This window comes from Thalassolituus sp. LLYu03, assembly GCF_050507655.1.
Classification (GTDB): Bacteria; Pseudomonadota; Gammaproteobacteria; order Pseudomonadales; family Oceanobacteraceae; genus Venatoribacter.
Window position 1 is genome coordinate 1,526,358 of record NZ_CP191496.1, and the last position, 22,934, is coordinate 1,549,291.

The 22,934-nt window shown below is 55.9% G+C and carries 20 protein-coding genes and 4 tRNA genes; 9 read left to right on the forward strand and 15 right to left on the reverse strand.

The genetic code is table 11. The features are described from left to right. Positions 1 to 8: 8 nt before the first annotated feature. The 5 genes from gspF to ACQUQU_RS06965 form a co-directional block, all read right to left on the reverse strand. Positions 9 to 1,229, reverse strand: a complete 1,221-nt coding sequence (gene gspF / locus ACQUQU_RS06945) for a type II secretion system inner membrane protein GspF (protein WP_430462519.1) — start codon at positions 1,227 to 1,229, stop codon at positions 9 to 11. Positions 1,230 to 1,236: 7 nt separating this feature from the next. Then, entirely contained in the window at positions 1,237 to 2,769 is a 1,533-nt protein-coding gene (gene gspE, locus ACQUQU_RS06950) for a type II secretion system ATPase GspE (RefSeq protein ID WP_430462520.1), read from the reverse strand. Then, positions 2,766 to 4,112, reverse strand: coding sequence for a UDP-glucose dehydrogenase family protein (locus tag ACQUQU_RS06955; protein WP_430462521.1), 1,347 nt, complete (start codon positions 4,110 to 4,112; stop codon positions 2,766 to 2,768). The genes gspE and ACQUQU_RS06955 overlap by 4 nt, the downstream gene beginning before the upstream one ends. Positions 4,113 to 4,228: 116 nt before the next feature. Beyond that, the gene (locus ACQUQU_RS06960) at positions 4,229 to 5,158 is read right to left on the reverse strand and encodes an electron transfer flavoprotein subunit alpha/FixB family protein (protein ID WP_430462522.1); all 930 of its coding nucleotides are present in this window, start codon (positions 5,156 to 5,158) and stop codon (positions 4,229 to 4,231) included. 15 nt (positions 5,159 to 5,173) lie between these two features. Continuing rightward, complete coding sequence (locus tag ACQUQU_RS06965) at positions 5,174 to 5,923, reverse strand: electron transfer flavoprotein subunit beta/FixA family protein (protein WP_430462523.1); 750 nt, start codon at positions 5,921 to 5,923, stop codon at positions 5,174 to 5,176. Between the two features lie 343 nt (positions 5,924 to 6,266). On the opposite strand from ACQUQU_RS06965, the gene ACQUQU_RS06970 reads away from it, so the two are divergent. The 3 genes from ACQUQU_RS06970 to ACQUQU_RS06980 all read left to right on the forward strand — a co-directional run bounded on the left by ACQUQU_RS06970 (position 6,267) and on the right by ACQUQU_RS06980 (position 11,197). Beyond that, a complete protein-coding gene (locus tag ACQUQU_RS06970; protein WP_430462524.1) occupies positions 6,267 to 7,907 on the forward strand; it encodes an electron transfer flavoprotein-ubiquinone oxidoreductase in 1,641 nt (546 codons plus the stop codon). A 57-nt stretch (positions 7,908 to 7,964) separates the two neighbouring features. After that, positions 7,965 to 9,455 (forward strand): LuxR C-terminal-related transcriptional regulator, encoded by a 1,491-nt coding sequence (locus ACQUQU_RS06975; RefSeq protein WP_430462525.1) that lies wholly within the window; start codon positions 7,965 to 7,967, stop codon positions 9,453 to 9,455. A gap of 101 nt (positions 9,456 to 9,556) precedes the next feature. Beyond that, positions 9,557 to 11,197 carry an electron transfer flavoprotein-ubiquinone oxidoreductase gene (locus ACQUQU_RS06980; protein ID WP_430462526.1) on the forward strand — a complete coding sequence of 547 codons (1,641 nt, stop codon included), beginning with the start codon at positions 9,557 to 9,559 and terminating at the stop codon, positions 11,195 to 11,197. Between the two features lie 127 nt (positions 11,198 to 11,324). Here the strand turns inward: ACQUQU_RS06980 and ACQUQU_RS06985 are convergent, their stop codons facing one another. The 9 genes from ACQUQU_RS06985 to ACQUQU_RS07025 form a co-directional block, all read right to left on the reverse strand. Then, positions 11,325 to 11,750: a DUF1285 domain-containing protein gene (locus tag ACQUQU_RS06985; protein ID WP_430462527.1), complete on the reverse strand. Its 426-nt coding sequence runs from the start codon at positions 11,748 to 11,750 to the stop codon at positions 11,325 to 11,327. Between the two features lie 92 nt (positions 11,751 to 11,842). Then, positions 11,843 to 12,721 carry a radical SAM protein gene (locus ACQUQU_RS06990; RefSeq protein WP_430463021.1) on the reverse strand — a complete coding sequence of 293 codons (879 nt, stop codon included), beginning with the start codon at positions 12,719 to 12,721 and terminating at the stop codon, positions 11,843 to 11,845. An 87-nt stretch (positions 12,722 to 12,808) separates the two neighbouring features. Further along, a tRNA-Leu gene (locus tag ACQUQU_RS06995) sits at positions 12,809 to 12,895 on the reverse strand. 38 nt (positions 12,896 to 12,933) lie between these two features. Next, positions 12,934 to 13,007: transfer RNA gene (locus ACQUQU_RS07000), tRNA-Cys, on the reverse strand. 24 nt (positions 13,008 to 13,031) lie between these two features. Further along, positions 13,032 to 13,107: transfer RNA gene (locus ACQUQU_RS07005), tRNA-Gly, on the reverse strand. A gap of 111 nt (positions 13,108 to 13,218) precedes the next feature. Continuing rightward, positions 13,219 to 13,767 carry a CDP-diacylglycerol--glycerol-3-phosphate 3-phosphatidyltransferase gene (gene pgsA / locus ACQUQU_RS07010; protein ID WP_430462528.1) on the reverse strand — a complete coding sequence of 183 codons (549 nt, stop codon included), beginning with the start codon at positions 13,765 to 13,767 and terminating at the stop codon, positions 13,219 to 13,221. A gap of 16 nt (positions 13,768 to 13,783) precedes the next feature. Then, complete coding sequence (gene uvrC, locus ACQUQU_RS07015) at positions 13,784 to 15,604, reverse strand: excinuclease ABC subunit UvrC (protein ID WP_430462529.1); 1,821 nt, start codon at positions 15,602 to 15,604, stop codon at positions 13,784 to 13,786. Beyond that, on the reverse strand, positions 15,604 to 16,251 hold the full coding sequence (gene uvrY, locus ACQUQU_RS07020; RefSeq protein WP_430462530.1) for a UvrY/SirA/GacA family response regulator transcription factor: 648 nt from the start codon (positions 16,249 to 16,251) through the stop codon (positions 15,604 to 15,606). Before uvrY ends, uvrC begins: the two co-directional genes overlap by 1 nt. Before the next feature lie 87 nt (positions 16,252 to 16,338). Then, positions 16,339 to 19,053 carry a GNAT family N-acetyltransferase gene (locus ACQUQU_RS07025; RefSeq protein ID WP_430462531.1) on the reverse strand — a complete coding sequence of 905 codons (2,715 nt, stop codon included), beginning with the start codon at positions 19,051 to 19,053 and terminating at the stop codon, positions 16,339 to 16,341. A gap of 92 nt (positions 19,054 to 19,145) precedes the next feature. Between ACQUQU_RS07025 and ACQUQU_RS07030 the strand changes: the two genes are divergently transcribed. Beyond that, complete coding sequence (locus ACQUQU_RS07030) at positions 19,146 to 20,078, forward strand: histone deacetylase family protein (RefSeq protein ID WP_430462532.1); 933 nt, start codon at positions 19,146 to 19,148, stop codon at positions 20,076 to 20,078. A 302-nt stretch (positions 20,079 to 20,380) separates the two neighbouring features. Here the strand turns inward: ACQUQU_RS07030 and ACQUQU_RS07035 are convergent. Continuing rightward, positions 20,381 to 20,470: transfer RNA gene (locus ACQUQU_RS07035), tRNA-Ser, on the reverse strand. A gap of 146 nt (positions 20,471 to 20,616) precedes the next feature. Between ACQUQU_RS07035 and tusD the strand changes: the two genes are divergently transcribed. The 5 genes from tusD to ACQUQU_RS07060 all read left to right on the forward strand — a co-directional run bounded on the left by tusD (position 20,617) and on the right by ACQUQU_RS07060 (position 22,903). Continuing rightward, positions 20,617 to 21,006 (forward strand): sulfurtransferase complex subunit TusD, encoded by a 390-nt coding sequence (gene tusD / locus ACQUQU_RS07040; RefSeq protein ID WP_430462533.1) that lies wholly within the window; start codon positions 20,617 to 20,619, stop codon positions 21,004 to 21,006. Position 21,007: 1 nt separating this feature from the next. After that, on the forward strand, positions 21,008 to 21,355 hold the full coding sequence (locus tag ACQUQU_RS07045) for a hypothetical protein (protein WP_430462534.1): 348 nt from the start codon (positions 21,008 to 21,010) through the stop codon (positions 21,353 to 21,355). A gap of 7 nt (positions 21,356 to 21,362) precedes the next feature. Beyond that, the gene (locus ACQUQU_RS07050; RefSeq protein WP_430462535.1) at positions 21,363 to 21,620 is read left to right on the forward strand and encodes a DsrH/TusB family sulfur metabolism protein; all 258 of its coding nucleotides are present in this window, start codon (positions 21,363 to 21,365) and stop codon (positions 21,618 to 21,620) included. Positions 21,621 to 21,683: 63 nt separating this feature from the next. Continuing rightward, a complete protein-coding gene (locus tag ACQUQU_RS07055) occupies positions 21,684 to 21,935 on the forward strand; it encodes a TusE/DsrC/DsvC family sulfur relay protein (RefSeq protein ID WP_430462536.1) in 252 nt (83 codons plus the stop codon). Further along, positions 21,932 to 22,903 carry a glycosyl transferase family protein gene (locus ACQUQU_RS07060; RefSeq protein ID WP_430462537.1) on the forward strand — a complete coding sequence of 324 codons (972 nt, stop codon included), beginning with the start codon at positions 21,932 to 21,934 and terminating at the stop codon, positions 22,901 to 22,903. Before ACQUQU_RS07055 ends, ACQUQU_RS07060 begins: the two co-directional genes overlap by 4 nt. The last annotated feature ends 31 nt before the right edge of the window (positions 22,904 to 22,934 follow it).

Below are 22,934 nucleotides of genomic sequence, written 5' to 3' on the forward strand. Positions count from 1 at the left end.
CTGTTCTCCTACTGAACCATTCTCTGCAATTCAAGAATCGGCAGCATGATGGCTGCCACGATTAACGCCACGATGGCTGCCATTACCAGCAGCATCACAGGTTCGAAAATTTTCACCAGCGCCGACACTGTGTTCTCCAGCGTGGCTTCCTGCTGCGCTGCGGTGCGCGCCAGCATGCTGTCGAGCTCGCCGCTGTTTTCGCCGCTGGCCACCATGTGCACCATGATGGGTGGGAAGTAGCCGGTTTCCGCCAGGGCTTTGTTCAGGCTGCCACCCTCGCTCACTTTGACGGTGGCATCGCCCAGCGCCTGCTGAATCGGCAGATTGCTGATGACGTTACTGGCAATGCGCATGGCCTCAACCAGAGGCACGCCACTGCTGGTCAGAATCGCCAGTGTGCTGCCAAAACGGGCGGTGTTGGTGTCTTTGATAAAGCCTTTGATGCCCGGTACGCGCAGCAGAAACTGATGGTAACGGAAGCGGAACGCGCTGTTGGTGAGTGCGCGGCCGAAGGCGATGCCGCCGATCACCAGTGCACCCAGTGCCCAGAGGCCGTAGTTGGAAATAAAGTAACTTAGGTCGAGCATGAACTGCGTCAGGCCAGGCAGCGCCTGCCCGTTCTTCAGGAAGATCTCAACGATGTCCGGCACCACGCTGGTGAGCAGGAAGATGACGATACCGATGGCGACGACGGTCAGAATCACCGGATACATAGCAGCCAGCTTGATCTTCTGGTCCATCGACTGACGGTTTTCGGTGTAATCCGCCAGACGATTAAGGACGCCGTCTAGGTGGCCCGCGTGTTCGCCGGCCGCCACTGTAGAACGGTACAGATGCGGGAATGCCCGTGGGTATTCGGCCAGTGCCTTGGCCAGGGTGTAGCCTTCCAGCACTTTGGCGCGGATGGCCAGAATCATGGCTTTGATGCGTTGTTTGCCGGTCTGCTCAGACAGTGCGCGCAGCGACTCGTCGATGGGCAGGCCGGCAGCAATCAGGGTGGCGAGCTGGCGGGTCAGCAAGGCCAGCTCGGGAACGGAAAGGCCGGGTGAGCGCTGAAAGAACGACGAGCCCGATTCCCCCTTCTCTTTGGTGACGGTCTGTTCGACCGATAATGGCATCCAGCCCTTGTCGCGCAGCTGTTGGCGCACCTGACGGGCGCTGTCGGCTTCAAGCACCCCTTTCTGCTGCTTGCCACGCTGATCAATGGCCTGATAAACGAACGCACCCATATCTTAATCAGCCCTTGGCGACGCGCAGCAGTTCTTCGATGGTGGTATGTCCGCCCAGCACTTTGCGGATGCCGTCCTGACGGATGCTTGGTCCCAGTGTGCGGGCGTGACGTTCCATGGCCTGCTCGCCGGCGCGGTCGTGGATCAGGGTTTTCATGGTTTCATCGACCTCGATGATCTCATAAATACCCTGCCGGCCACGGTAGCCCAGCTGGTTGCACTTCTCACAGCCTTTGGCGTGGAAAATGGTTGGCGGATTGGCCGCATCGGCACCCAGCAGTTCGCATTCGCTGGCGTCTGCCACCGCTTCCTGTTTGCAGTCGTTGCACAGGGTACGCACGAGGCGCTGGGCAATCACGCCGATCAGGCTGGACGACAGCAGGAACGGCTCAACACCCATATCCTGCAGACGCGTTACCGCGCCGATGGCGGTATTGGTGTGCAGTGTCGACAACACAAGGTGACCGGTGAGAGACGCCTGAATGGCGATTTCCACGGTCTCAAGGTCACGGATCTCACCGATCATCACCACATCCGGGTCCTGACGCAGAATGGCGCGCAGGCCTTTGGCGAAGGTCATTTCCACCTTGGTGTTGACCTGCGTCTGGCCGATGCCGGGCAGCGAGTATTCGATCGGGTCTTCAACGGTAAGGATATTGCGGCTGGTATCGTTCAGATCACTCAGGGCGCCGTACAGGGTGGTGGTTTTACCGGAGCCGGTTGGGCCCGTGACCAGAATAATGCCGTGCGGCTTGCTGATGATGTTGCGCATCACGTTCAGGTCGCGGGAGGCCATGCCGAGCTGGGCAAGGCTCAGGCGCCCTGCCTGCTTGTCCAGCAGACGCATCACCACGCGCTCACCGAAGCTGGACGGCATGGTCGATACCCGCACGTCCACTTCGCGACCGCCAATGCGCAGGGCGATACGGCCGTCCTGCGGAATACGTTTCTCGGCGATATCGAGCTTTGCCATCACTTTGATACGGGAAATCAGCAAGGCTGACAGCGCGCGCTTCGGCTGAACCACTTCGCGCAGTACGCCGTCGACGCGGAAGCGCACGACAAGGCGTTTTTCATAGGTTTCGATGTGAATGTCGGAGGCGTTTTCTTTGACCGCTTCGGTCAGCAAGGCGTTGATCAGGCGGATAATGGGGGCGTCGCCCTCCTGCTCCAGCAGGTCTTCGGTTTCCGGTACGGAATCGGCGAGACTGGCCAGATCCATCTCATCGCCCAGGCCTTCCACCATTTCCATGGTTTCCGACGAATCGCTCTGATACGCCAGACCCAGACGGCGGTCGAATTCTTCTTTGCTGACTGCTTCAAGGCGGAACGGTGTCGACAGGTGGCGCTGAATCTCCAGCACCACCTGAGCCTCAAGACCGTCTTTGTGCAGCACTTTCAGCTGATCGCCGGCACCTTCAACCAGAACGCCAAACCGCTTGGCGAAGCCAAAAGGCAGCCGGGTTGCGAGGCTGGAAGCCTGATGGCGCTCGTTTGTTATTGTTGTCGGCGCGTCGGTGATCATGGCTGAGTCTGTCATGCGTTTCCAAAGTCCCGGCCAATGCCGGCGTAGTCAAAGCCCTGAGCTTTCAGAGCGAACGGATCATACTGATTGCGGCCGTCGATGATGACCGGCTGCTTGAGCAGTTTCTTCATGGCGTTGAAGTCAGGCTGACGGAATGGCTTCCACTCAGTGACCAGAACCATGGCGTCTGCCTCCATCAGTGCGTCGTACTGATGGTCGCAAAGAATGATGCGTTTTTGCTCAAAGAGTTCCGGAGCAAAGTGATGACGGGCTTCGTCCATCGCCACCGGATCGTAGGCGCGCACCGTGGCGCCGGCTTCGATCAGACGATTGATCAGCGCGACGGAGCTGGCTTCGCGCATGTCGTCGGTGCCCGGCTTGAACGACAGGCCCCAAACGCCAATAACGCGACCCGACAGGTCGTGACCAAAGCGCTGAGCCAGCTTTTCATACAGGCGGTTTTTCTGAGCGGCGTTGCGCTCTTCGACGGCACGCAGAATGCGGGTGTCAAAGTCGAACTGCTCGCCCATGTGCATCAGGGCTTTTACGTCTTTCGGGAAGCAGGAGCCGCCGTAACCGCAGCCCGGGTAAATGAAGGAGTAGCCAATCCGGGTGTCCGAGCCTATGCCTTTGCGCACATTCTCAATGTCGACGCCCATGCGCTCGGCCAGGTTGGCCATCTCATTCATAAAGGAAATCTTGGTGGCCAGCATGGCGTTGGCGGCGTACTTGGTCAGCTCAGCGTCACGCACACCCATAAAAATGAGTTTGTCGTGGTTCAGCGAGAAGCTGTGGTACAGCGCAGACATGGCCTGACGGGCGCGTTCGGATTCAACACCAATGATGATCCGGTCGGGACGCATAAAGTCTTCGACCGCGGCGCCTTCTTTCAGAAATTCCGGGTTGGATACCACGTCGAAGGCACAGGAAACGCCACGCTTGGAAAGCTCCTGCGCAATCACGTCGGTGACGCGGGCGGCGGTGCCAACCGGTACGGTGGATTTGTTAACGACAATGGCGTCCTGACTCAGGTTGCGGCCGATTTCTTCGGCAACGGTCAGAACATGGCGCAGGTCGGCGGAGCCGTCTTCGCCGGGCGGTGTGCCAACGGCAATAAAGTACACCGCGGAGTCACTCATGGCATCGGCCAGTGACGTGGTGAAGCGCAGGCGTCCTGCTTTCTGGTTTTCCCGGACAATGGGCTCGAGACCGGGTTCATAGATCGGGATGATTCCTTCCCGCAGTTCGGCCACTTTCTGGCTGTCTACGTCCACGCAGGTGACGGTGTTGCCCATTTCTGCAAAACAGGCGCCGGTTACCAGTCCAACGTAACCTGTCCCTACTACTGTAATGTTCACTTTCTTTCCTTACGACCGTTTCAGAAACGCTTGGTACGTTACCTTATTACGAAAAAATGACAACTGAATGACATAAAAAAACCCGGCCATGGCCGGGTCTTTTTAAGCTACTGATATTACAGAGCATTTTCCAAAGCAGGTACTGCTTCGAACAGGTCTGCAACCAGGCCGTAGTCAGCAACCTGGAAGATCGGAGCTTCTTCGTCTTTGTTGATAGCAACAATGACTTTAGAGTCTTTCATACCCGCCAGATGCTGAATCGCGCCGGAGATACCAACAGCGATGTACAGGTTTGGAGCAACGATCTTACCGGTCTGACCAACCTGCATGTCGTTTGGTACGAAGCCAGCATCAACGGCGGCGCGGGAAGCACCAACAGCAGCGCCGATCTTGTCAGCCACTTTGTACAGCATTTCGAAGTTGTCGCCGTTCTGCATACCACGACCACCGGATACAACGATCTTGGCAGCGGTCAGCTCAGGACGGTCAGACTTGGCCAGTTCTTCGCCAACGAAGGCAGAAACACCTGCGTCTTTCACGATGGATACGGCTTCAACGGCGGCAGAACCACCTTCGGCAGCTGCTGCATCGAATGCAGTACCACGAACGGTCATCACTTTGATGGCGTCAGAGGACTTAACAGTCGCGATGGCGTTACCAGCGTAGATTGGACGGCCGAAAGTGTCGGCATCTTCTACTTTGATCACTTCAGACAGCATGTTCACGTCCAGCAGAGCGGCGGTACGTGGCAGGAAGTCTTTACCAGTGGTGGTAGCGGCAGCCAGGATGTGGCTGTAGTTTTTGCCCAGTTCGGCAACCAGCTCGCCCATGTTTTCGGCCAGTTGGTATTGGTAAGCAGCATTGTCTGCTACCAGAACTTTGCTTACGCCAGCCACTTTGGCAGCGGCTTCGGCCACGGCACCACAGTTGCTGCCAGCAACCAGAATTTCAACGGCGCCACCAATTTTGGTCGCTGCAGTGATGGTGTTCAGGGTGGCCGCTTTCAGGGTAGCGTTATCGTGCTCAGCGATTACTAATACAGTCATTTCATAATCTCCCGATTACAGCACTTTGGCTTCGTTCTTCAGTTTCGCTACCAGCTCTTCTACGCTGGCAACTTTGATACCGGCTGAGCGTTCAGCTGGTGGAGTTACTTTTACCAGAGACAGGGTGGATTTCATTTCCACGCCCAGGTCGGCCGGAGTAGCAACATCCAGAGGCTTACGCTTGGCTTTCATGATGTTTGGCAGAGAAGCGTAACGTGGTTCGTTCAGACGCAGGTCGGTGGTAACGATCGCTGGCAGTTTCAGGCCAACGGTACGCAGACCGCCGTCGATTTCACGGGTTACGTTCACTTTGTCGCCGTCGATAGCAACTTCAGAGGCGAAGGTGCCTTGTGGCATGCCGGTCAGGGCGCCCAGCATCTGGCCAGTCTGGTTGTTGTCGCTGTCGATGGTCTGTTTGCCCATCAGAACCAGCTGAGGCTGTTCTTTTTCAACAACGGCTTTCAGCAGTTTGGCAACAGTCAGGGATTCCAGCTTGTCTTCGGTTTCTACCAGGATGCCGCGGTCGGCGCCCAGAGCCAGAGCGGTACGGATCTGCTCCTGAGCCACTTTAGGGCCGATGGACACAACCACAACTTCAGTGGCAACGCCTTTCTCTTTCAGGCGAACGGCTTCTTCCACTGCGATTTCGCAGAATGGGTTCATAGCCATTTTGACGTTGGTCAGATCAACATCGGAATTATCGGATTTAACGCGGACTTTTACGTTGTAATCGATAACGCGTTTAACAGCGACAAGAACCTTCATAGATTCCTCGTTTTAAGTTGGGTGGGTGAATAAAGGGCTTTGATTTACCACGCCGACATGATGACACAGTCATATAGCATGCCCTTTCCAGCGCGCCACATTATTGGGATTATGACCCTGAGCGTCAATAGCAGCCCCCTTTCATGGGGGGATTCACGCCCGTTATACCGGGTATTTCGCCTATTTTCCCCAGTAAATCAGTTGCCTAGAGTTACTCCCAACGTATAATGGCGGCCATTTTGACTTTCTGAGACAGGCCAGTGGGGCTGCATACTCCCTGCCGGAAAGACCGGATTGTCCCGTGATAGCCAAGTAGCTCCCAGCTCATATCGAGGAGATCATTATGCAACGTGATGTAATGGAATATGACGTAGTCATCGTTGGCGGCGGCCCAGCCGGTCTGTCAACAGCTTGTCGTATCAAACAGCTGGCTGAAGAAGCCGGTGCAGAAGTATCAGTGTGTCTGGTAGAAAAAGGCTCCGAAATCGGTGCGCACATTCTGTCTGGTGCGGTTATCGAAGACCGTGCACTGGCCGAACTGTTCCCGAACTGGAAAGAAATGGGCGCCCCTCTGAATGTACCAGTGAAAGGCGACGAAGTTTACTTCCTGACCAGCCCTGAAAAAGGCATCAAGACTCCTCACTGGATGATTCCGAAGCCAATGCACAACGATGGCAACTACATCGTGTCCCTGGGCAACGTTGCCCGCTGGCTGGGCGAACAGGCTGAAGCGCTGGGCGTTGAAATTTACCCGGGCTTCAGTGCAGCTACCACCATTGTTGAAGATGGTGTGGTTAAAGGCGTTGTTACCGGCGACATGGGTGTTGATCACGAAGGCAACCCAAAAGACGAGTACGTTCCGGGTATGGAACTGCGCGCCAAGTACACTATTTTCGCCGAAGGCTGCCGCGGTCATCTGGGTAAGCAGCTGATTGCTGACTTCAAACTGGATGAAGGCAAAGATCCGCAGCATTACGGTATTGGTATCAAAGAACTGTGGGACATCGATCCTGCTAAGCACAACGAAGGTCTGGTGCTGCACGGCGCTGGCTGGCCGCTGAGCGAGTCTGCTTCTTCCGGTGGTTTCTTCCTGTACCACGCTGAAAACAATCAGGTGGTTGTGGGTCTGATTACTGACCTGTCTTACAGCAACCCGCACGTAAGCCCGTTCGATGAATTCCAGCGTATGAAGCACCATCCGGTGATTAGTCAGTATCTGGAAGGCGGCAAGCGCGTTTCTTACGGCGCCCGTGCCATCACCAAAGGCGGCCTGAATTGTCTGCCTAAAATGACCTTCCCGGGCGGTCTGATTGTTGGTTGTGACGCCGGCACCCTGAACTTCGCCAAGATCAAGGGCACCCACACCGCAATGAAGAGCGGTATTGTGGCGGCTGAAGAGCTGTTCAAAGCCATTCAGGCTGGTCGTGCAAACGATGAAGTGACTGAATTCACCACCGCGTTTGAAGCGTCCTGGGCGTACGAAGAACTGCACCGCAGCCGCAATTTCGGTCCTGCCATGCACAAATTCGGTACCTTCCTGGGTGGTGCGTTCAACTACATCGACCAGAACATCTTCCCGATGCCGTTCACTCTGCACGACACCACTGCTGACTACGCGATGCTGAAGCCAGCGGCTGAATGTCCGAAGATCAACTACCCGAAACCAGACGGCAAGCTGAGCTTCGCCAAACTGGATTCTGTGTTCATCGGCAATGTGAACCACGCTGAAGACCAGCCATGCCACCTGAAGCTGAAAGACGCTTCTATTCCGCTGGCGGTTAACCTGGTTAAGTGGGATGAGCCTGCGCAGCGTTACTGCCCTGCTGGCGTTTACGAGATCATCGAAGACGACAACGGCAAGCGTTTCCAGATCAACTCCCAGAACTGCGTACACTGCAAAACCTGTGATATTAAAGATCCATCACAGAACATCACCTGGGTTACCCCGGAAGGTGCTGGCGGTCCGAACTATCCGAACATGTAAGATGTTCACGGAAAAAGCGGGCTCTGCCCGCTTTTTTTTCGACCATAAGAAACCACTATGCTGCTGAAGACCCGCTTTTATATCCCGCCACTGCGCCGCAACATCGTCCAGCGCGAACCGCTGCTGCGGATTCTCAGTGGCAGTGAAGGCGGACAGCTGGTGCTGATATCAGCCCCCGCCGGTTACGGCAAAACCACGCTGGTCAGCCAGTGGCTGCACCATTTTCCGCACACGTTTTCCTGGCTGGTACTGGACGCCGCCCAATCGACGCCGCGTATTTTCTGGCGCTACGTGATTACCGCCCTGAATCAGGCACAGCCCGGCTGTGGCGAGCAGTCGCTGCAGATCCTGCAGAACAGGCAGGATGACCATTCACTGGAAAACGCCCTGATCGCCCTGCTCAATGCGCTGGACGCCATCAGCCCGCCTTCGCCCCAGGCGGCGACAACACTGGTACTGGATGACTTCCATCTGGTCAGCAGCCCGGAACTGAACAACCAGCTCAGCAGCTTTCTGAACCATCTGCCGCCGTCACTGCGCATCGTTATTACCTCCCGCAGTCTGCCGGATCTGGCACTGGCAAAACGCCGGGCCAGCAATCAGCTGATTGAAATCGGCCAGCAACAGTTAAGTTTCTCCGCCGAGGACAGCAATCGCTTTTTGCGGCAAACCATGGAGCTGCAGATCAGCCCCGGCGAGAGCCGGCAATACTGTCAGGAAACCGAGGGCTGGATCGCCGGTCTGCAGCTGATCGGCCTGTCACTGCAAAAGCACCACACAGAACTTCCAGCGGGCGATCCGCACAAGCAGATGCCAGCCACTCTGCACCGCGACATCGCGGACTATCTGTTTGATGAAGTGTTTGCCCTGCAGAGCGATGACGTTAAAGAATTCCTGCTGCTCAGTTCCGCCGTGCGCCGCTTTACCGCAGGCCTGTGCAATGAACTGACCGGCCGCCACGACAGTCTGGCGGTGCTCGCCACACTGGACCGCCACAACCTGTTTCTGCTGCCGCTGGATAATCACGGCGTCTGGTTCCGCTATCACGATCTGTTCCGGCGTTTTCTGCTGCAGCATTTTCAGCGGCTGGACTCCGCCACACAACACAGCTGCCATCAACGGGCATCAGACTGGTTTGAGCAGAACGGTTACCTGCAGGAAGCACTGGAGCAGGCACTGCAGCAGCAGAACTGGCAACAGGCAGAGGCCTTGCTGTTGCAGCTGGAGGCCAGCGATGAGGACACCGATGCGCGCCTGCCGCAATGGCTGGCGCGCTTCCCCGCTGAACACCCACTGCGTCAGCGCCTGTCGTCAGACACCACCCGGCAACCACCGGTCCACGGTTTCGACATAGTGCTGACCGCGCGCGAGCAGCAGGTGCTGGATCTGGTTGCCAGCGGTTGTTCCAACAAAGAAATCGCCCGCCAGCTGCATATTTCGCTGAATACGCTGAAAGTTCACATCCGCAATCTGTACGGCAAAATCGGAGTGGAAACGCGCAGTGAAGCACTGCATAAACTCATCCAGTCAGGCCAGCGTTCCTCCTGATTTCACCCCTCTTACCACCCGTAATTCACCCCTGGGGGTGATAACAGCTCCTTTCTTGCTCCGTACTCTGGTTACTCAATCCCGGATAAAGAGAGAACACCATGACCAGAGAAACAATGCAGTACGACGTGGTGATTGTCGGCGGTGGCCCGGCGGGTTTATCAGCGGCCTGTCGCATCCGCCAGCTGGCCGCCGCAAACGGTCAGGATATTTCCGTCTGTCTGGTAGAAAAAGGTTCCGAAATTGGCGCGCACATTCTGTCCGGTGCGGTTATTGAAGACCGGGCGCTGGCGGAGCTGTTCCCCGACTGGCGTGCCATGGGCGCTCCGTTAAATGTACCGGTGAAACGCGATGAGGTGCATTTTCTGACCAGCGCGCACAAAGGCATCCGCACGCCGCACTGGGCAATTCCCAAACCGATGCACAACGATGGCAACTACATCGTATCGCTCGGCAATCTGTGCCGCTGGCTGTCGGAACAGGCGGAAGCTCTGGGCGTAGAAATTTATCCGGGCTTTGCCGCGGCGGATTACATCATCGAAAACAGCGCCATACAGGGCATCATTACCGGCGACATGGGCGTCGGTCACAACGGCGAGCCAAAAGACGATTACGTGCCCGGCATGGAGTTACGGGCGAAATACACCATTTTCGCCGAAGGTTGCCGTGGCCACCTCGGTAAACGCTTAATCAGCGAATTTAATCTGGATGCCGGAAAAGACCCGCAGCACTACTCACTCGGCATTAAAGAACTGTGGGACATCGACCCGACCAGGCATGAAGAAGGCCTGGTACTGCACGGCGCTGGTTGGCCGTTAACTGAGTCGTCATCGGTCGGCGGCTTTTTTCTTTATCACACCGAAAACCATCAGGTCGTGGTCGGTCTGTTTACCGATTTATCCTACAGCAATCCGCACGTCAGTCCGTTCGATGAATTTCAGCGGCTGAAACATCATCCACTGCTTAAACATTATCTGCAGGGCGGCACACGCGTTTCTTACGGTGCGCGCGCTGCCGCCAAAGGCGGGGTTAATTGTCTGCCGAAAATGACCTTCCCGGGCGGACTGATCATCGGCTGTGACGCCGGCACCCTGAACTTCGCCAAGATCAAGGGCACGCACACCGCAATGAAGAGCGGTATTGTGGCGGCTGAAGAGCTGTTCAAGGTCATTCAGGCTGGTCGTGCAAACGACGAAGTGACGGAATTCACCACTGCGTTTGAAGCGTCATGGGCGTACGAAGAACTGCACCGCAGCCGCAATTTCGGTCCTGCCATGCACAAATTCGGTACCTTCCTGGGTGGTGCATTCAACTACATCGACCAGAACATCTTCCCGATGCCGTTCACTCTGCACGACACCACTGCTGACTACGCGATGCTGAAGCCAGCGGCTGAATGTCCGAAGATCAACTACCCGAAACCAGACGGCAAACTGAGCTTCGCCAAACTGGATTCTGTGTTCATCGGCAACGTGAACCACGCTGAAGACCAGCCATGCCACCTGAAGCTGAAAGACGCTTCTATTCCGCTGGCGGTTAACCTGGTTAAGTGGGATGAGCCTGCGCAGCGTTACTGCCCTGCTGGCGTTTACGAGATCATCGAAGACGACAACGGCAAGCGTTTCCAGATCAACTCCCAGAACTGCGTACACTGCAAAACCTGTGATATTAAAGATCCATCACAGAACATCACATGGGTTACCCCAGAGGGTGCGGGCGGTCCGAACTACCCGAACATGTAATGCCTTTCCGGCGTGAACATTAAAAAAGGGAGCTTCGGCTCCCTTTTTTATTTTTTGGTTTTATTTTTGCTGTTTTATTTCGGCAACACTGTTTCTGTGGTCTTGAAAGGCGCATCTGATGTTCTGATCAGATCAGTGAAAAACGCTCGCCGCTGCTTTCAACAAAAACATCGCCGCTGTCGGTGATGGTGGCAAGATCGGTCAGCTGGTAATAGGCGTTGCGCGTAAAGCGTGCCCATAAATTGCCGCGCACTAAAACTTCTGGAATGTCAGCGTCATCAAGTGGGCTGATTTTGAGCGGATGGGCTTGTCCCAGGGTGATCAGGTCGCCGCCGGAGGTCAGTGCCTGCAGGTCGTCGCCTGTGCGCTCTATCATCAATACATGCAAAGGCCGGTCTTCGACCTTAATTCGCCATTTCTCGACGGGTGTTACCAGAAAATAGTCATCCCCTTCCCGCTTCAGGATGCTGGCAAATAACCGCACCAATTTTTCGCGTTCGAATTTGCTGCCTTCATGCCACCAGGTGCCGTCTTTGCGGATGGTCAGATCCATGTCGCCGCTTAATGGCGGTTGCCAAAGATCAACCGGCGGAATTTTTGTTTCCTGATTCAGGCCGGCCTGAGCGAGTAGCGACGAGATATCCATTAAAGTCCCCTTTGCCATTCCTGACGCAGTGCAATGCGACCTGACAGTGCCATGTCGATCTGATCAAGCATGGCCTGCTTGTCTTTGCCGAGCGTGCCTTTCAATGGCAGATAATTGGACGCATGGTCGCTTCTGAAAACCGTATTGGTTAATTCCAGTGCGCCTATCAGGGTGCGCAGTTCGACGAATAAATCCTGCTGGGATGGCAGCCGGTAGTCGCCGTTAAAGCCCTCTACGACGCGTTTGTCGCCCAGTGGGTAGCTGACGACCAATGTCGAGAGAAACTCCGGCTGCGCCTCATTCATTAGCGATGCGGAGTTCAGTGCGTGTTGTTCGCTGTAGCTGACACCACCCATGCCATTAAGAATCATGACGCTGGAGGCAATGCCGGCCTGTTTGATTTTCAAAAGAGCATCAAGAGTGCTTTGCCAGGTTTCCCCTTTGCTGATGAATTCCAGCACCTGATCGTCCCCGCTTTCAGCGCCCACATAAAGAATGCCAAGGCCGAGCTGCTGCATTTCGCGCAGTTCGTCGACGCTCTTTTTACGGATGTTGCGCGGCAGGCAGTAAGAGCCTACCCGGCGCACCCAGGGCAGATAGGTGCGAATGGCCTGCAATATGTTCATCAGGCGGCGGGTTGGTAACACCATGGCGTCGCCGTCGGCGAGAAAGACTTTGTCGAAGCGCGGGCCGAGTGACGCTGCTGCGCGGATTTCGTTCAGGATTTCGTCTTCGTCGCGGGCGCGGAATTTTTTCTGCGGCTGGGTGTACATGTCGCAGAAGGTGCATTTGTTCCAGGAGCAGCCGTTGGTGACCTGAAGAATGAGGGAGCGTGCTTCGCTCGGTGGACGGAATACGGGTTCGATATAGTTAAACATCACGGACATACATCTGAAATTTGCGTTATTTTACCGCAATCAGAGGCATCGTTCAGTGTGTTGTTTGCTGGGAGTTTGAGTGGGAGATGGTGCCCCGAACCGGAGTCGAACCGGTACAGCCGTAAGGCCGAGGGATTTTAAATCCCTTGTGTCTACCAATTTCACCATCGGGGCATGTTGCCACGCGCTCGGCGAATAGGTCACCGAAGAATTGGAGGCGCGAGCCGGAGTCGAACCGGCCTACGTGGATTTGCAATCCAGTGCATAACCGCTTTGCTATCGCGCCGTTTCTTTGAGAGACAAAGAATAATGGAGCGGGAAACGAGACTCGAACTCGCGACCCCGACCTTGGCAAGGTCGTGCTCTACCAACTGAGCTATTCCCGCTTGGAGTGCTGCGCATTCTATAGATGGCAGCTTCAGAGTCAAGTGTTTTTTCTTACTTTTTAAGCACTTAGCGAAAAATCGCTAAGTGCTGACCGGCAAAAGGAAAATTGCTCAGCGTTCCGGGCGCAGATCTGGCCAGGCGGCACGCAGGTAAACGGTCATCGACCAGATGGTCAGTACGGCGGCAACGTAAAGGCCGGCGTAGCCGATCTCGATCAGCCAATCGTGCTGACCGGCGCCGAGCAGTACGGTAATGGCACCCATCTGCGCGGTTGTCTTGACCTTGCCAACATACGACACGGCAATGTTGGCACGCTTACCCAGTTCGGCCATCCATTCGCGCAGTGCGGAAATGACGATTTCACGACCGACAATAATGGCGGCCGGTATGGTCAGCCACATACTGGCGTAGTACTCGGCCAGCAGCACCAGTGCAACGGCAACAATCAGTTTGTCTGCCACCGGGTCGAGGAACGCGCCCAAGGGGGTAGTCTGATTCCATTTGCGCGCCAGATAGCCATCGAACCAATCGGTAATGGCGGCCAGTGCAAACAGGACGGCGGCAATTTGTTTTCCCTGAGCGCCGAACCAGTAAAAACTGACCAGCATTAAAGGGATCATCACAATCCGGCTGAGGGTCAGAATGTTAGGTAAATTCATAGACTGCTTAACTCCGTTACTCCCCGTGGAGTTGGATGAATATCTGCTCTGCCAGCTTTTTACTGATGCCCGGCACTTTTTCCAATTCTTCTTTCGGCGCACTCTTCATATTTTTGAGGCTGCCGAAATACAACAATAATTCTTTACGCCGTTTAGGCCCCACCCCTTCCAGCGTTTCCAGATCGCTCTGGCTGCGGGCTTTGGCGCGGGCTTTGCGGTGGCCGGTAATGGCGAAGCGGTGCGCCTCATCGCGCACCCACTGCAGCAGCCGGAAACCCTCGTTGTGGGCGTCGGGCATTATAGGGTGCGTGGCGCCCGCTTCCCACAGAAATTCCCAGCCGGATTTACGGGTTTCACCTTTCGAGATGCCGAACAATCGCACCGAATGAATGGCCAGTGATTCCAGTACCGTGGCGACCCTTCCCACCTGCCCTTTGCCACCATCGATCAGCAGCAGAGAAGGTAAATCGTTCTGCTCCAGCAGGCGGGTCATATGGCGCGTCACGGCCTGCTCCAATGCGGCGTAATCATCGCCGGCCGTGACGTCTTTGATAGAGAAGCGCCGATAACGGTCTTTGGTTAAGCCCTCGCCGGAAAACACCACGCACGACGCGTACGTGGCTTCGCCCTGCGAGTGGCTGATGTCGAAACATTCGATCCTTGCCGGTGCTGACGGTAAGTGCAAAAGATCCGCGACCGCCTGCAGTTTGCGCTCGGTATCGAGGCGACCGGACAGCTGCGCCTGCGCACCGGTGCGGGCATTTTCCTGGGCCATGTGCAGCCATTTACGATTTTGCCCACGCTGTCCGCGAGACAGGCTGATTTTGTGCCCAGCGGTCAGGCGTATGGCTTCTGCGAGCGCCTCCAGCGCTTCGCTGTCGACATCGGCAATTAATTCTTTTGGCCAGCCTTCGGCCGAGTGTTCGGCCAGATAAAACTGCGCCATGTAGGTTGCCAGTAAATCCTGCTCGCTTTCACCGGCCAGATTGTCCGGGTAGTAATTCTTGCTGGCCACCAGACGTCCGCTGCGGAAGGCCAAACGATGAATGCAGAGTACATTCTGCCAGTCGAGCAGCGCCCATACATCGGCGTCGCCCTGCCCGGAGTCGACAAACTGTTTTTCCTGAATCTGGCGCAGCAGGTCAATCTGGTCGCGAATTGCTCCGGCGAGTTCAAATTGCAGGCGGTCTGCGGCGGCGAGCATTTTCTGCTGCAATTCGAGCAGCAGCTCGGGCCCTTTCCCCTGCAGGAACAGCGTCGCCTGACGCACGCTTTCTGCGTACTGATCCTGAGTTACCTTACCGACACAGGGCGCTGAGCAGCGTTTGATTTCGTGCTGCAGACACGGGCGGCTGCGGTGCTGAAAGTAACTGTCTTCGCAGTTGCGCAACTGAAACAGGCGCTGCAGGTAATTCAGTGATTCGCGAACGGCCGTGGCATTCGGGTATGGGCCGAAATATTGCCCTTTGCGCTTGCCCTTGCCGCGGCGGTATTCGAGCAGTGGAAACTCATGCTCTGACAGGTGCAGATAAGGATAGGACTTGTCGTCCTTAAGCAGGATGTTGTACTGGGGTTTGTGCTGCTTGATCAGGGTTTGCTCAAGCAGCAGTGCCTCGGCCTCGCTGGCGGTTACCGTCACTTCGATGTGATCGATGCGATTGACCAGAGCCACGGTTTTGGCGTTGAGGCCGCGGGCACGGAAATAACTGGATACCCGGTTTTTCAGATTTTTCGCTTTGCCGACGTAGAGCAGCTCTCCGTCGGCGGCGTACATGCGGTAGACCCCGGCACGCAGGGTCAGGGTGGACAAAAATGCCCGGATATCAAAGTCGCTCATCAGGTCGTAGCGGCAGGGTCAACCAGTCCGTAACGGACCGCCATGTGGGTCAGTTCAACATCGCTGTCGATGCCCAGTTTTTCAAAAATCCGGTAACGGTAGCTGTTTACTGTCTTCGGGCTGAGAAACAGCTTTTCGCTGATTTCCTGCACCTTCTGACAGCCTACGATCATGATAGTGATCTGCATCTCCCGCTCCGACAGCTCATCAAACGGCGATGCCTGATCCTGCTGGAAGGGCTTCAGCGCCATGCGCTGGGCAATGTCCGGGCTGATGTACTTCTGCCCGCTTTTCACTTTCATAATGGCGCGCACCATTTCATCAGCGTCGGCACCTTTGGTGATGTAACCAGAGGCGCCAGCCTGCAGGAGGCGCGTGGCGAATGGGTTATCGTCACAGGCTGTGACGGCAATGATCTGAACATCCGGGTTGTTGCGGGTAATTTTACGTGTGGCTTCCAGGCCCCCGATACCCGGCATGCGGATATCCATCAGAATCACATCGGGCTGTTGTTCTTTTGCGAACTGCACAGCCTCTTCGCCACTTGCTGCTTCACCGACCACTTCAATTCCCTTTGCGTCTGTGAGCAGACGAGAGATACCCGAGCGAACCAGCTCGTGGTCATCGACAACCAGCACTTTAATCAAGGGACCACCCCGTACGTTTCAGTCAAAGTTCGCGGCGTTTTGGCACACCGTCGTTGTTATTGTTGGCCGGGAAATATAACAAACCCTTTACAGTGGGTACATGCGTTTCCTCTGCCACGCGTACTTCATCGGATTCAGGTTGCGGCCAACCTCCACCACCCCTTCGTCCATGTTGTGGTGCATGCTGAACCCCAGTCGCTGCGACAACTTCAGCATTCCTGTGTTGTGCGGCAGCACGCTGCCGAAAATCTGCAGTACGCCGCGCCGGGTCAGGTATTCAATGATGCCCTGCATCAGGCGCAGGCCAAGCCCTTCGCCACGGCAATTGTCATCAATGATCACAGAGAACTCGGCGGCCACGTCGTCGGCATCAATCCAGACCCTGACCACGCCGTACAGCACGCCTTCGCGCAGTGCGATAAACGCCATTTCGCGGTCGTAATCGATCTGGGTGAAGCGCGCCAGCTCCTTATGGTCAAACTGGCGGCGGGCGGAGAAGAACCGCAGGCGCAGCGACTCGGCGCTGAGGCGGTGATAGAAGTCTTCCAGCAGAGGCTCATCTTCCGCGCGGATCGGCCGGATGTCGTAAGCGTGTCCGTTGCGGCTTTCGTACTGGCTTTCCAGCTCTTTCGGGTAGGGCTGAATGGCGGATTTCGCCGGGTGCCCTACCTCGCCTGCCACGCCGATGACCATGTAGCGGCCGACCTGACGACGGATGGCGTTGACTTCAAAGCCGGCAATCCATAGGTGGTTCAGCGCCATGTGCGACAGTGCGACCAGCCAGCGTTCCAGGGTTACCAGTTCGCGTTCAATGTTGTCGGAACGCTCGGACAGCACCTGATAGAAATGGCTGCGTTTGATCAGCTTTTCAGCCAGATTGGCGTTCAGCGGCGGTAAGGCCACCTGACGATCGACCAGAATATCGGCTGTGCTGCCACCGCCACCGAAGAACAGGTAAGGGCCGATTTCGGCATCGCGGCCAATACCGAAGGAAAATTGCAGGTTATCGAGCGCCCGGTGCATGGTCTGTAACGTGTAGCCCATAACCGGGCTGTCCGGAAAGGCGTCGCCAATCTGTTGTTCAAGGCTCTCGGCGGCCGTGGTGACTTCTTCCGTCGTTTTCAGATCACGCACCACTGAACGCAGACGTTCGCGCGGGTTGTTGCCGTAGGCGAACGGGTACAGGTAGTCGCGGTGATGCACGCGCAGCACCCAGGGGCCTTTTACTTCGCCCGACACCGCCAGTAGGTCGGACAAATGACTGCGGTAGCGCATTTCGGCGCACGAGAAACCATAAGCGTTCAGCAGGCGCCAGGCGTAATCGGGCAGTAGGTAATCGCCCGGGCGATGCACCGTCAGGATGTCTTTATCGACGTCCATATGTGCCGACGAGATTGGGATCTCAAGACTCTCCGGCGTTTCGCGCAGCAGATCCTGAGTGCGCTGGTGCGCCACCATGTACATATAGGACTTGATGGCGTTATCCGGTGTGTCGAAGGTCGGCAGGCCGTTCTGGTCGAAACACTCGCGCGCGGCCTCTACCGAATACTCCCCTACCCAGCTGGTCAGCACGGTCTTGTTGCTGGTTTTGGCGATGCGCACCAGTGCTTCAGCGCAGGCCAGTGGATCAGACCCCAGACTTGGGATGTATATCACCAGAATGGCGTCGACCTGCTTGTCACGGATCAGTGTATTGGCAACGGCCGTCAGTTGCTGCGGCTTAAGTTCCGGGTTCAGCAGAATCGGATTTTCTGTGCTCAGGTACTCCGGCAGCAGGCCACGTAAGTGTGTGCGGGTATCTTCCGACAAGGTGGCCAGCTGCCCCTTGTCGTGAAGCAGGCGGTCCATGGCCAGAATGGCGGGGCCGCGTCCGTTGGCGATAATCGCCAGACGCGGACCAAAGGATTCGCGGCGCTGACCGAGGGCGTCGACGCAGTCGAACAATTCATCGGTAGCCGATACGCGCAACACCCCGGCGCGCGCCAGTGTTTCGTCCACCAGAGAATCGCGTGTGCGCAGGCCGCGTGGTGTGGCAATGCGGTTCAGTGGGTTTTCCTGAAAGCGGTTGCTCTTTACCGCCAGCACCAGCTTGTGGCGCGACGCCGCACGCAGTGCGCGAATCAGGGCTTTGCCTGAGCCGATTTCATCGAGCTGGATCAGCAGGGTTCTGACCGGCGGCTCTTGTGTGATGTAGTCAATCAGATCCGGCAGGGTTACGTCCTGACTCTTGCCGAGTGTAAGGACGTGCGAGAAGCCGATTTTGCGGCTGAATGCCCAGTCCATAACGCCGGATGCCAGCGTGCCTGACTGGCCGACGTAAGCAATGTGCCCCGGGCGTACCGGCACGTGCAGGAAGCTGGCGTTGAGCTTGCGACCAGGAACTACCATGCCAAGGCAGTCCGGGCCGAGTATGCGCATGCGGGTCTGCTGAATCACCTGATTCAGACGGTCCGAAGACGGGCGGAACTGCCACGAGCGGGTCCGGGCGATACCGCCGGTCAGCAGCATGGCGGCGCCAACCCCTTTGCTGTGCAGCTGTTTGATGATTTTCGGAACCGTTTCGGCCGGCGTGCAGATAATGGCCAGATCGACGGGCTGTTCCAGCTGTCCGATGCGGGACAAAGCCGGGATGCCATAAACATCTTTGTAGCCACGGCTGTTGATCGGAATGATCAGCCCCGGATATTCGCCGTTTATCAGGTTGCGCACGATGGCGCCGCCAAGGCTGCTGGCGCGCTCCGACGCACCGATGACAGCGATGGACTTGGGTTCAAAGAACAACTCCAGTGAGCGCGTTCCCATCTCGACTGATCCTTAAGTTTAGTTGGCGCGGCACGACCCGGGCGATACACTGGCACTTTACGCAGCTGAGTTCCAGATCAGAAACCCCTGCCATGACAACAGCTTATTTTACCTTTCATCAACATTTAGCTCACGACACCGGCGATGACCATCCGGAACATGCCATGCGCATTCTGGCGATTGAGCATCAGTTGAAAGCCACGGGTGTCTGGGATGAGCTGACCATCGTTGAAGGTCAGACCGCTCACCTGCCGGACATTTTGCGGGCCCACAGCCCGGGGTATGTGGAGCAGCTGAAACTGATCCAGCCCAAGCAGGGGCATATTTATGTCGACGAGGATACACCGATGTCCGCCGGCAGTCTTGATGCAGCTCTGCTTTCCGTGGGTACCAGCACCATGGCGCTGGATGCGGTGATGAAAGGTATTTATGACAATGCCTTTGTGTCGGTCCGTCCGCCGGGTCACCATGCAGAGCACCGTAAGAGTATGGGCTTCTGCTTTTTCAATAATGTGGCAGTGACGGCGTTGCGGGCAGCGGAAGTGCATCATGCACAGCGTGTCGCAATTCTCGATTTTGATGCGCATCAGGGAAATGGCACGGTCGATATTCTGAAAAATGATCCGCGCTTTCTTATTTGTTCAAGTTTTCAGCACCCTTTTTACCCTTATTCCCACTACCAGACGGGCATGTTCAATAATCTGGTGAATGTGTACCTTGATTCAGGTGCCGGTGGTGCGGAATTCCGTCAGCAGGTTCTGGATGTCTGGGGGCCTGCATTGCGTGGTTTTGCGCCTGAGGTGATAGTGGTGTCTGCAGGATTTGATGCGCATCGCGATGATCCGATGGCCGAGTTGTGTTTCGATGACGACGACTATCGCTGGATCGGTGAATGGATTGGCGATTACGCCAAGCAGCGCAGCATTCCCTGGGTCGCTATTCTCGAAGGAGGCTACGACCTGAATGCACTGGGTCGCTCTGTCACAGCGTTTATCCGCGAAATGATCAAAGCCAACGCCGGCTGATTACGTCGGCTCACAATCGTTTTACACATCTCCAACACAGAGCGTCTGTTAATCGGGCATGCTGGATTTTTGATTCCGGAGTGCTGATATGCCGTCGAAAGCGTCTGGCCAAAATGCAGATCTGCAGCGCGCAACCCTGAGAACGTTATATCGGACGGAATGGATTGCGGTCTGGTTGGTTGGCTGTATCGCCGTTACGTTGCTGATGCACGCCCTGACCTCGTGACTCCCTGACTGAGTGCTTTTAGTTTTCGTGGTGCGCAAAAGAAAAAAGCCAGCACGATGTGCTGGCTTTTTAATAATGGCGGAGGGATAGGGATTCGAACCCTAGATCGGGATAAACCGACGCCGGTTTTCAAGACCGGTGCTTTCAACCACTCAGCCATCCCTCCGAATTGGTGCGTATCATACTTTAACTTTTTTCGGCGTCAATACTTTTTTTTATAAATCAATACGATACGTCCTTTCACCCCGTCTTGCGGCTTTTCAAGCGCCCCGCTCTGCCGATACCATTAGCGCAATTCACAGGATGCCCGCTATGGCCACCATTTCACTTCTGGTCCGCTCCAGCCCTTTTGCTGGCGACCATCATTACATCGCCATGGATTTTATCCGTGCCGCCGTGGCTTCGGGCCATACCATACGACGCGTATTCTTCTATCAGGATGCGGTCTACGCCGCGCTGAACAGTCAGCAACCCGTGCAGGGGCAAACTCCTTTGGCGTCACAGTGGTCAGAACTCGCCGCTGATGCGGGTTTTCCTTTGCAGGTTTGCATTGCTAATGCGTTGCGTCGCGGTATCGCCGATGAAGCCGAGCAAAAGCGCTACGGACTGAACGCTCTGACCTGTGCTGGCGGATTCGAACTGGCCGGCCTTGGCGAAATGGCCGAGGCGGCTGCCGATTCTGACCGTGTGGTGGAGTTTTAATATGGCAACAGTTTGTGTGCTGATTACGACTCCACCATCACCGGATCCCGAAGTGGCGGAGATGATCCTTGCCTTGGCTGCGTTTGATCATGAGGTTCAGGTTATTGTCAAAGGCGCAGGCCTGGGCTGGCTGGTTCGTGGGCAGTTGTCACGCAAGCCCGCCGGAAAATCCCCTGACAAAGTCATCGGGGCACTGCCTATGTACGATGTTGAATCCATTTTCTACAGCACGGATGACCTTGCACTCAGCCCCTTTGCTGGTGCGTCCCTGCAGTCATTTGCGCGCGGTATGTCCAACCCGGAGCTGCAGGCGTTACTGGCTTCTGCTGATCATTGCGTGAGTTTTTGAGATGGGAATGATCCACCAGATTTTTTCACCCAATCCATCTGTGCTGATGGACGTCTCTGCACTGGCTGCAGCAGGCGACTGCGTATTGCTGCTTGGCGATGGCGTGTATCTTCAGGAGCAGGCCGCTGCTCATTTTACGGTTTATGTCCGCGCTCAGGACGCAGCGACCAGAGGCCTCGCCGTTACGGCATCGGCTACGTCCATCAGCGATCAGGAATGGCTTGCCCTGACGATGAGCCACACCAAACCCATCAGCTGGTTTTGAATGCCTATGTTAAAGCTTGATAAAGACGGCTTTCTGGCCGATCTGAGTGACTGGAACGAAGCAGTGGCTGCCGAGCTGGCGGCTTCTGAAAACGTTGAGCTTACGCCCGAACATTTTGAAGTGCTGCACCTGCTGCGCCGCTTTTATCAGGAATTTGAAGTGTCACCTGCCATGCGCCCACTGACCAAATACCTGAAAGAGCATTTGGGTGCAGATAAATCCTCCAGTATTTATTTACTGAAATTATTTCCCGGCAGTCCTGCCAAGCTGGCTGCTAAATTTGCGGGATTGCCGCGACCGGAGAATTGTTTATGAGCCACCCTCTCGCTGATTACGTGCGCATTCTGGCGCGGGGTCGCAATGGCAGTCGCAGCATGACGCAGGAAGAAGCCTTCTTTACCATGAAGGCGATGCTGAATGGTGACGCCCTGCCAGAGCAGATCGGTGCCATTTTTATGCTGATGCGTGTTAAAGAAGAAAGTCCGGAAGAGCTTGCAGGATTTGCTGCGGCCATTAATCAGTGCTGGCCTGACGGTCTGAATGCCGACTTAGTGTGGCCTACGTACGCAGGCAAACGTCGCCAGCCATTCTGGTGCTTTTTGTCCATGTTGCTGCTCAAGCAGATGGGATACCGGATTCTGGTGCACGGCACCGAGGCACACACAGAAGGTCGTCAGTACCTTCATGAAGTGTTCGGTCATTTTCAATTGCCGGTGCTGGGCTGCGCGCAGGATTTTAACGACAGCGATGGCCTCGCCTATTTGCCCTGCTCCCGACTGAATCCTGTATTGCAGGAATGGCTGTCTCTGAAATCGGTACTTGGCGTCCGCTCACCAATCAATACCGTTATGAAGACCATCAGCCCTGAGAGTATTCCCAGTGTTCAGGGCGTTTTTCACCCCAATTATGCCGAGGTGCACACGGCGGCAGCGGCATTGAACGGGAAAAACTGCGTGGTAATTAAAGGCGAAGGCGGTGAGTTTGAGGTTAACCCTGAGCGTGAGTGCGTTGCACGCTATCAGCTGAATGGTCAGATTCAGGAAGTTCGTATTCCTAATCTGGCCTCACACTACGCCGGTAAAGCTCAGGAAGTGTCCTGCGAGTGGCTGGCATCGGTGTGGAATGGCCAAGAGACAAATGAATACGCTCAGGATGCCATTGTCGATACTGCGGCGCTGGCTTTGCTGGCGATTCGTGGTGAGGGTGATTTTGAAGCGCTCCGGCTGGAGTGCAGGAATGCCTGGCTTGAGCGGCTGGATAAATCCGCTTTGCTTACCGCATAAATAAAAAAAGCGCCGTAAGGCGCTTTTTTTA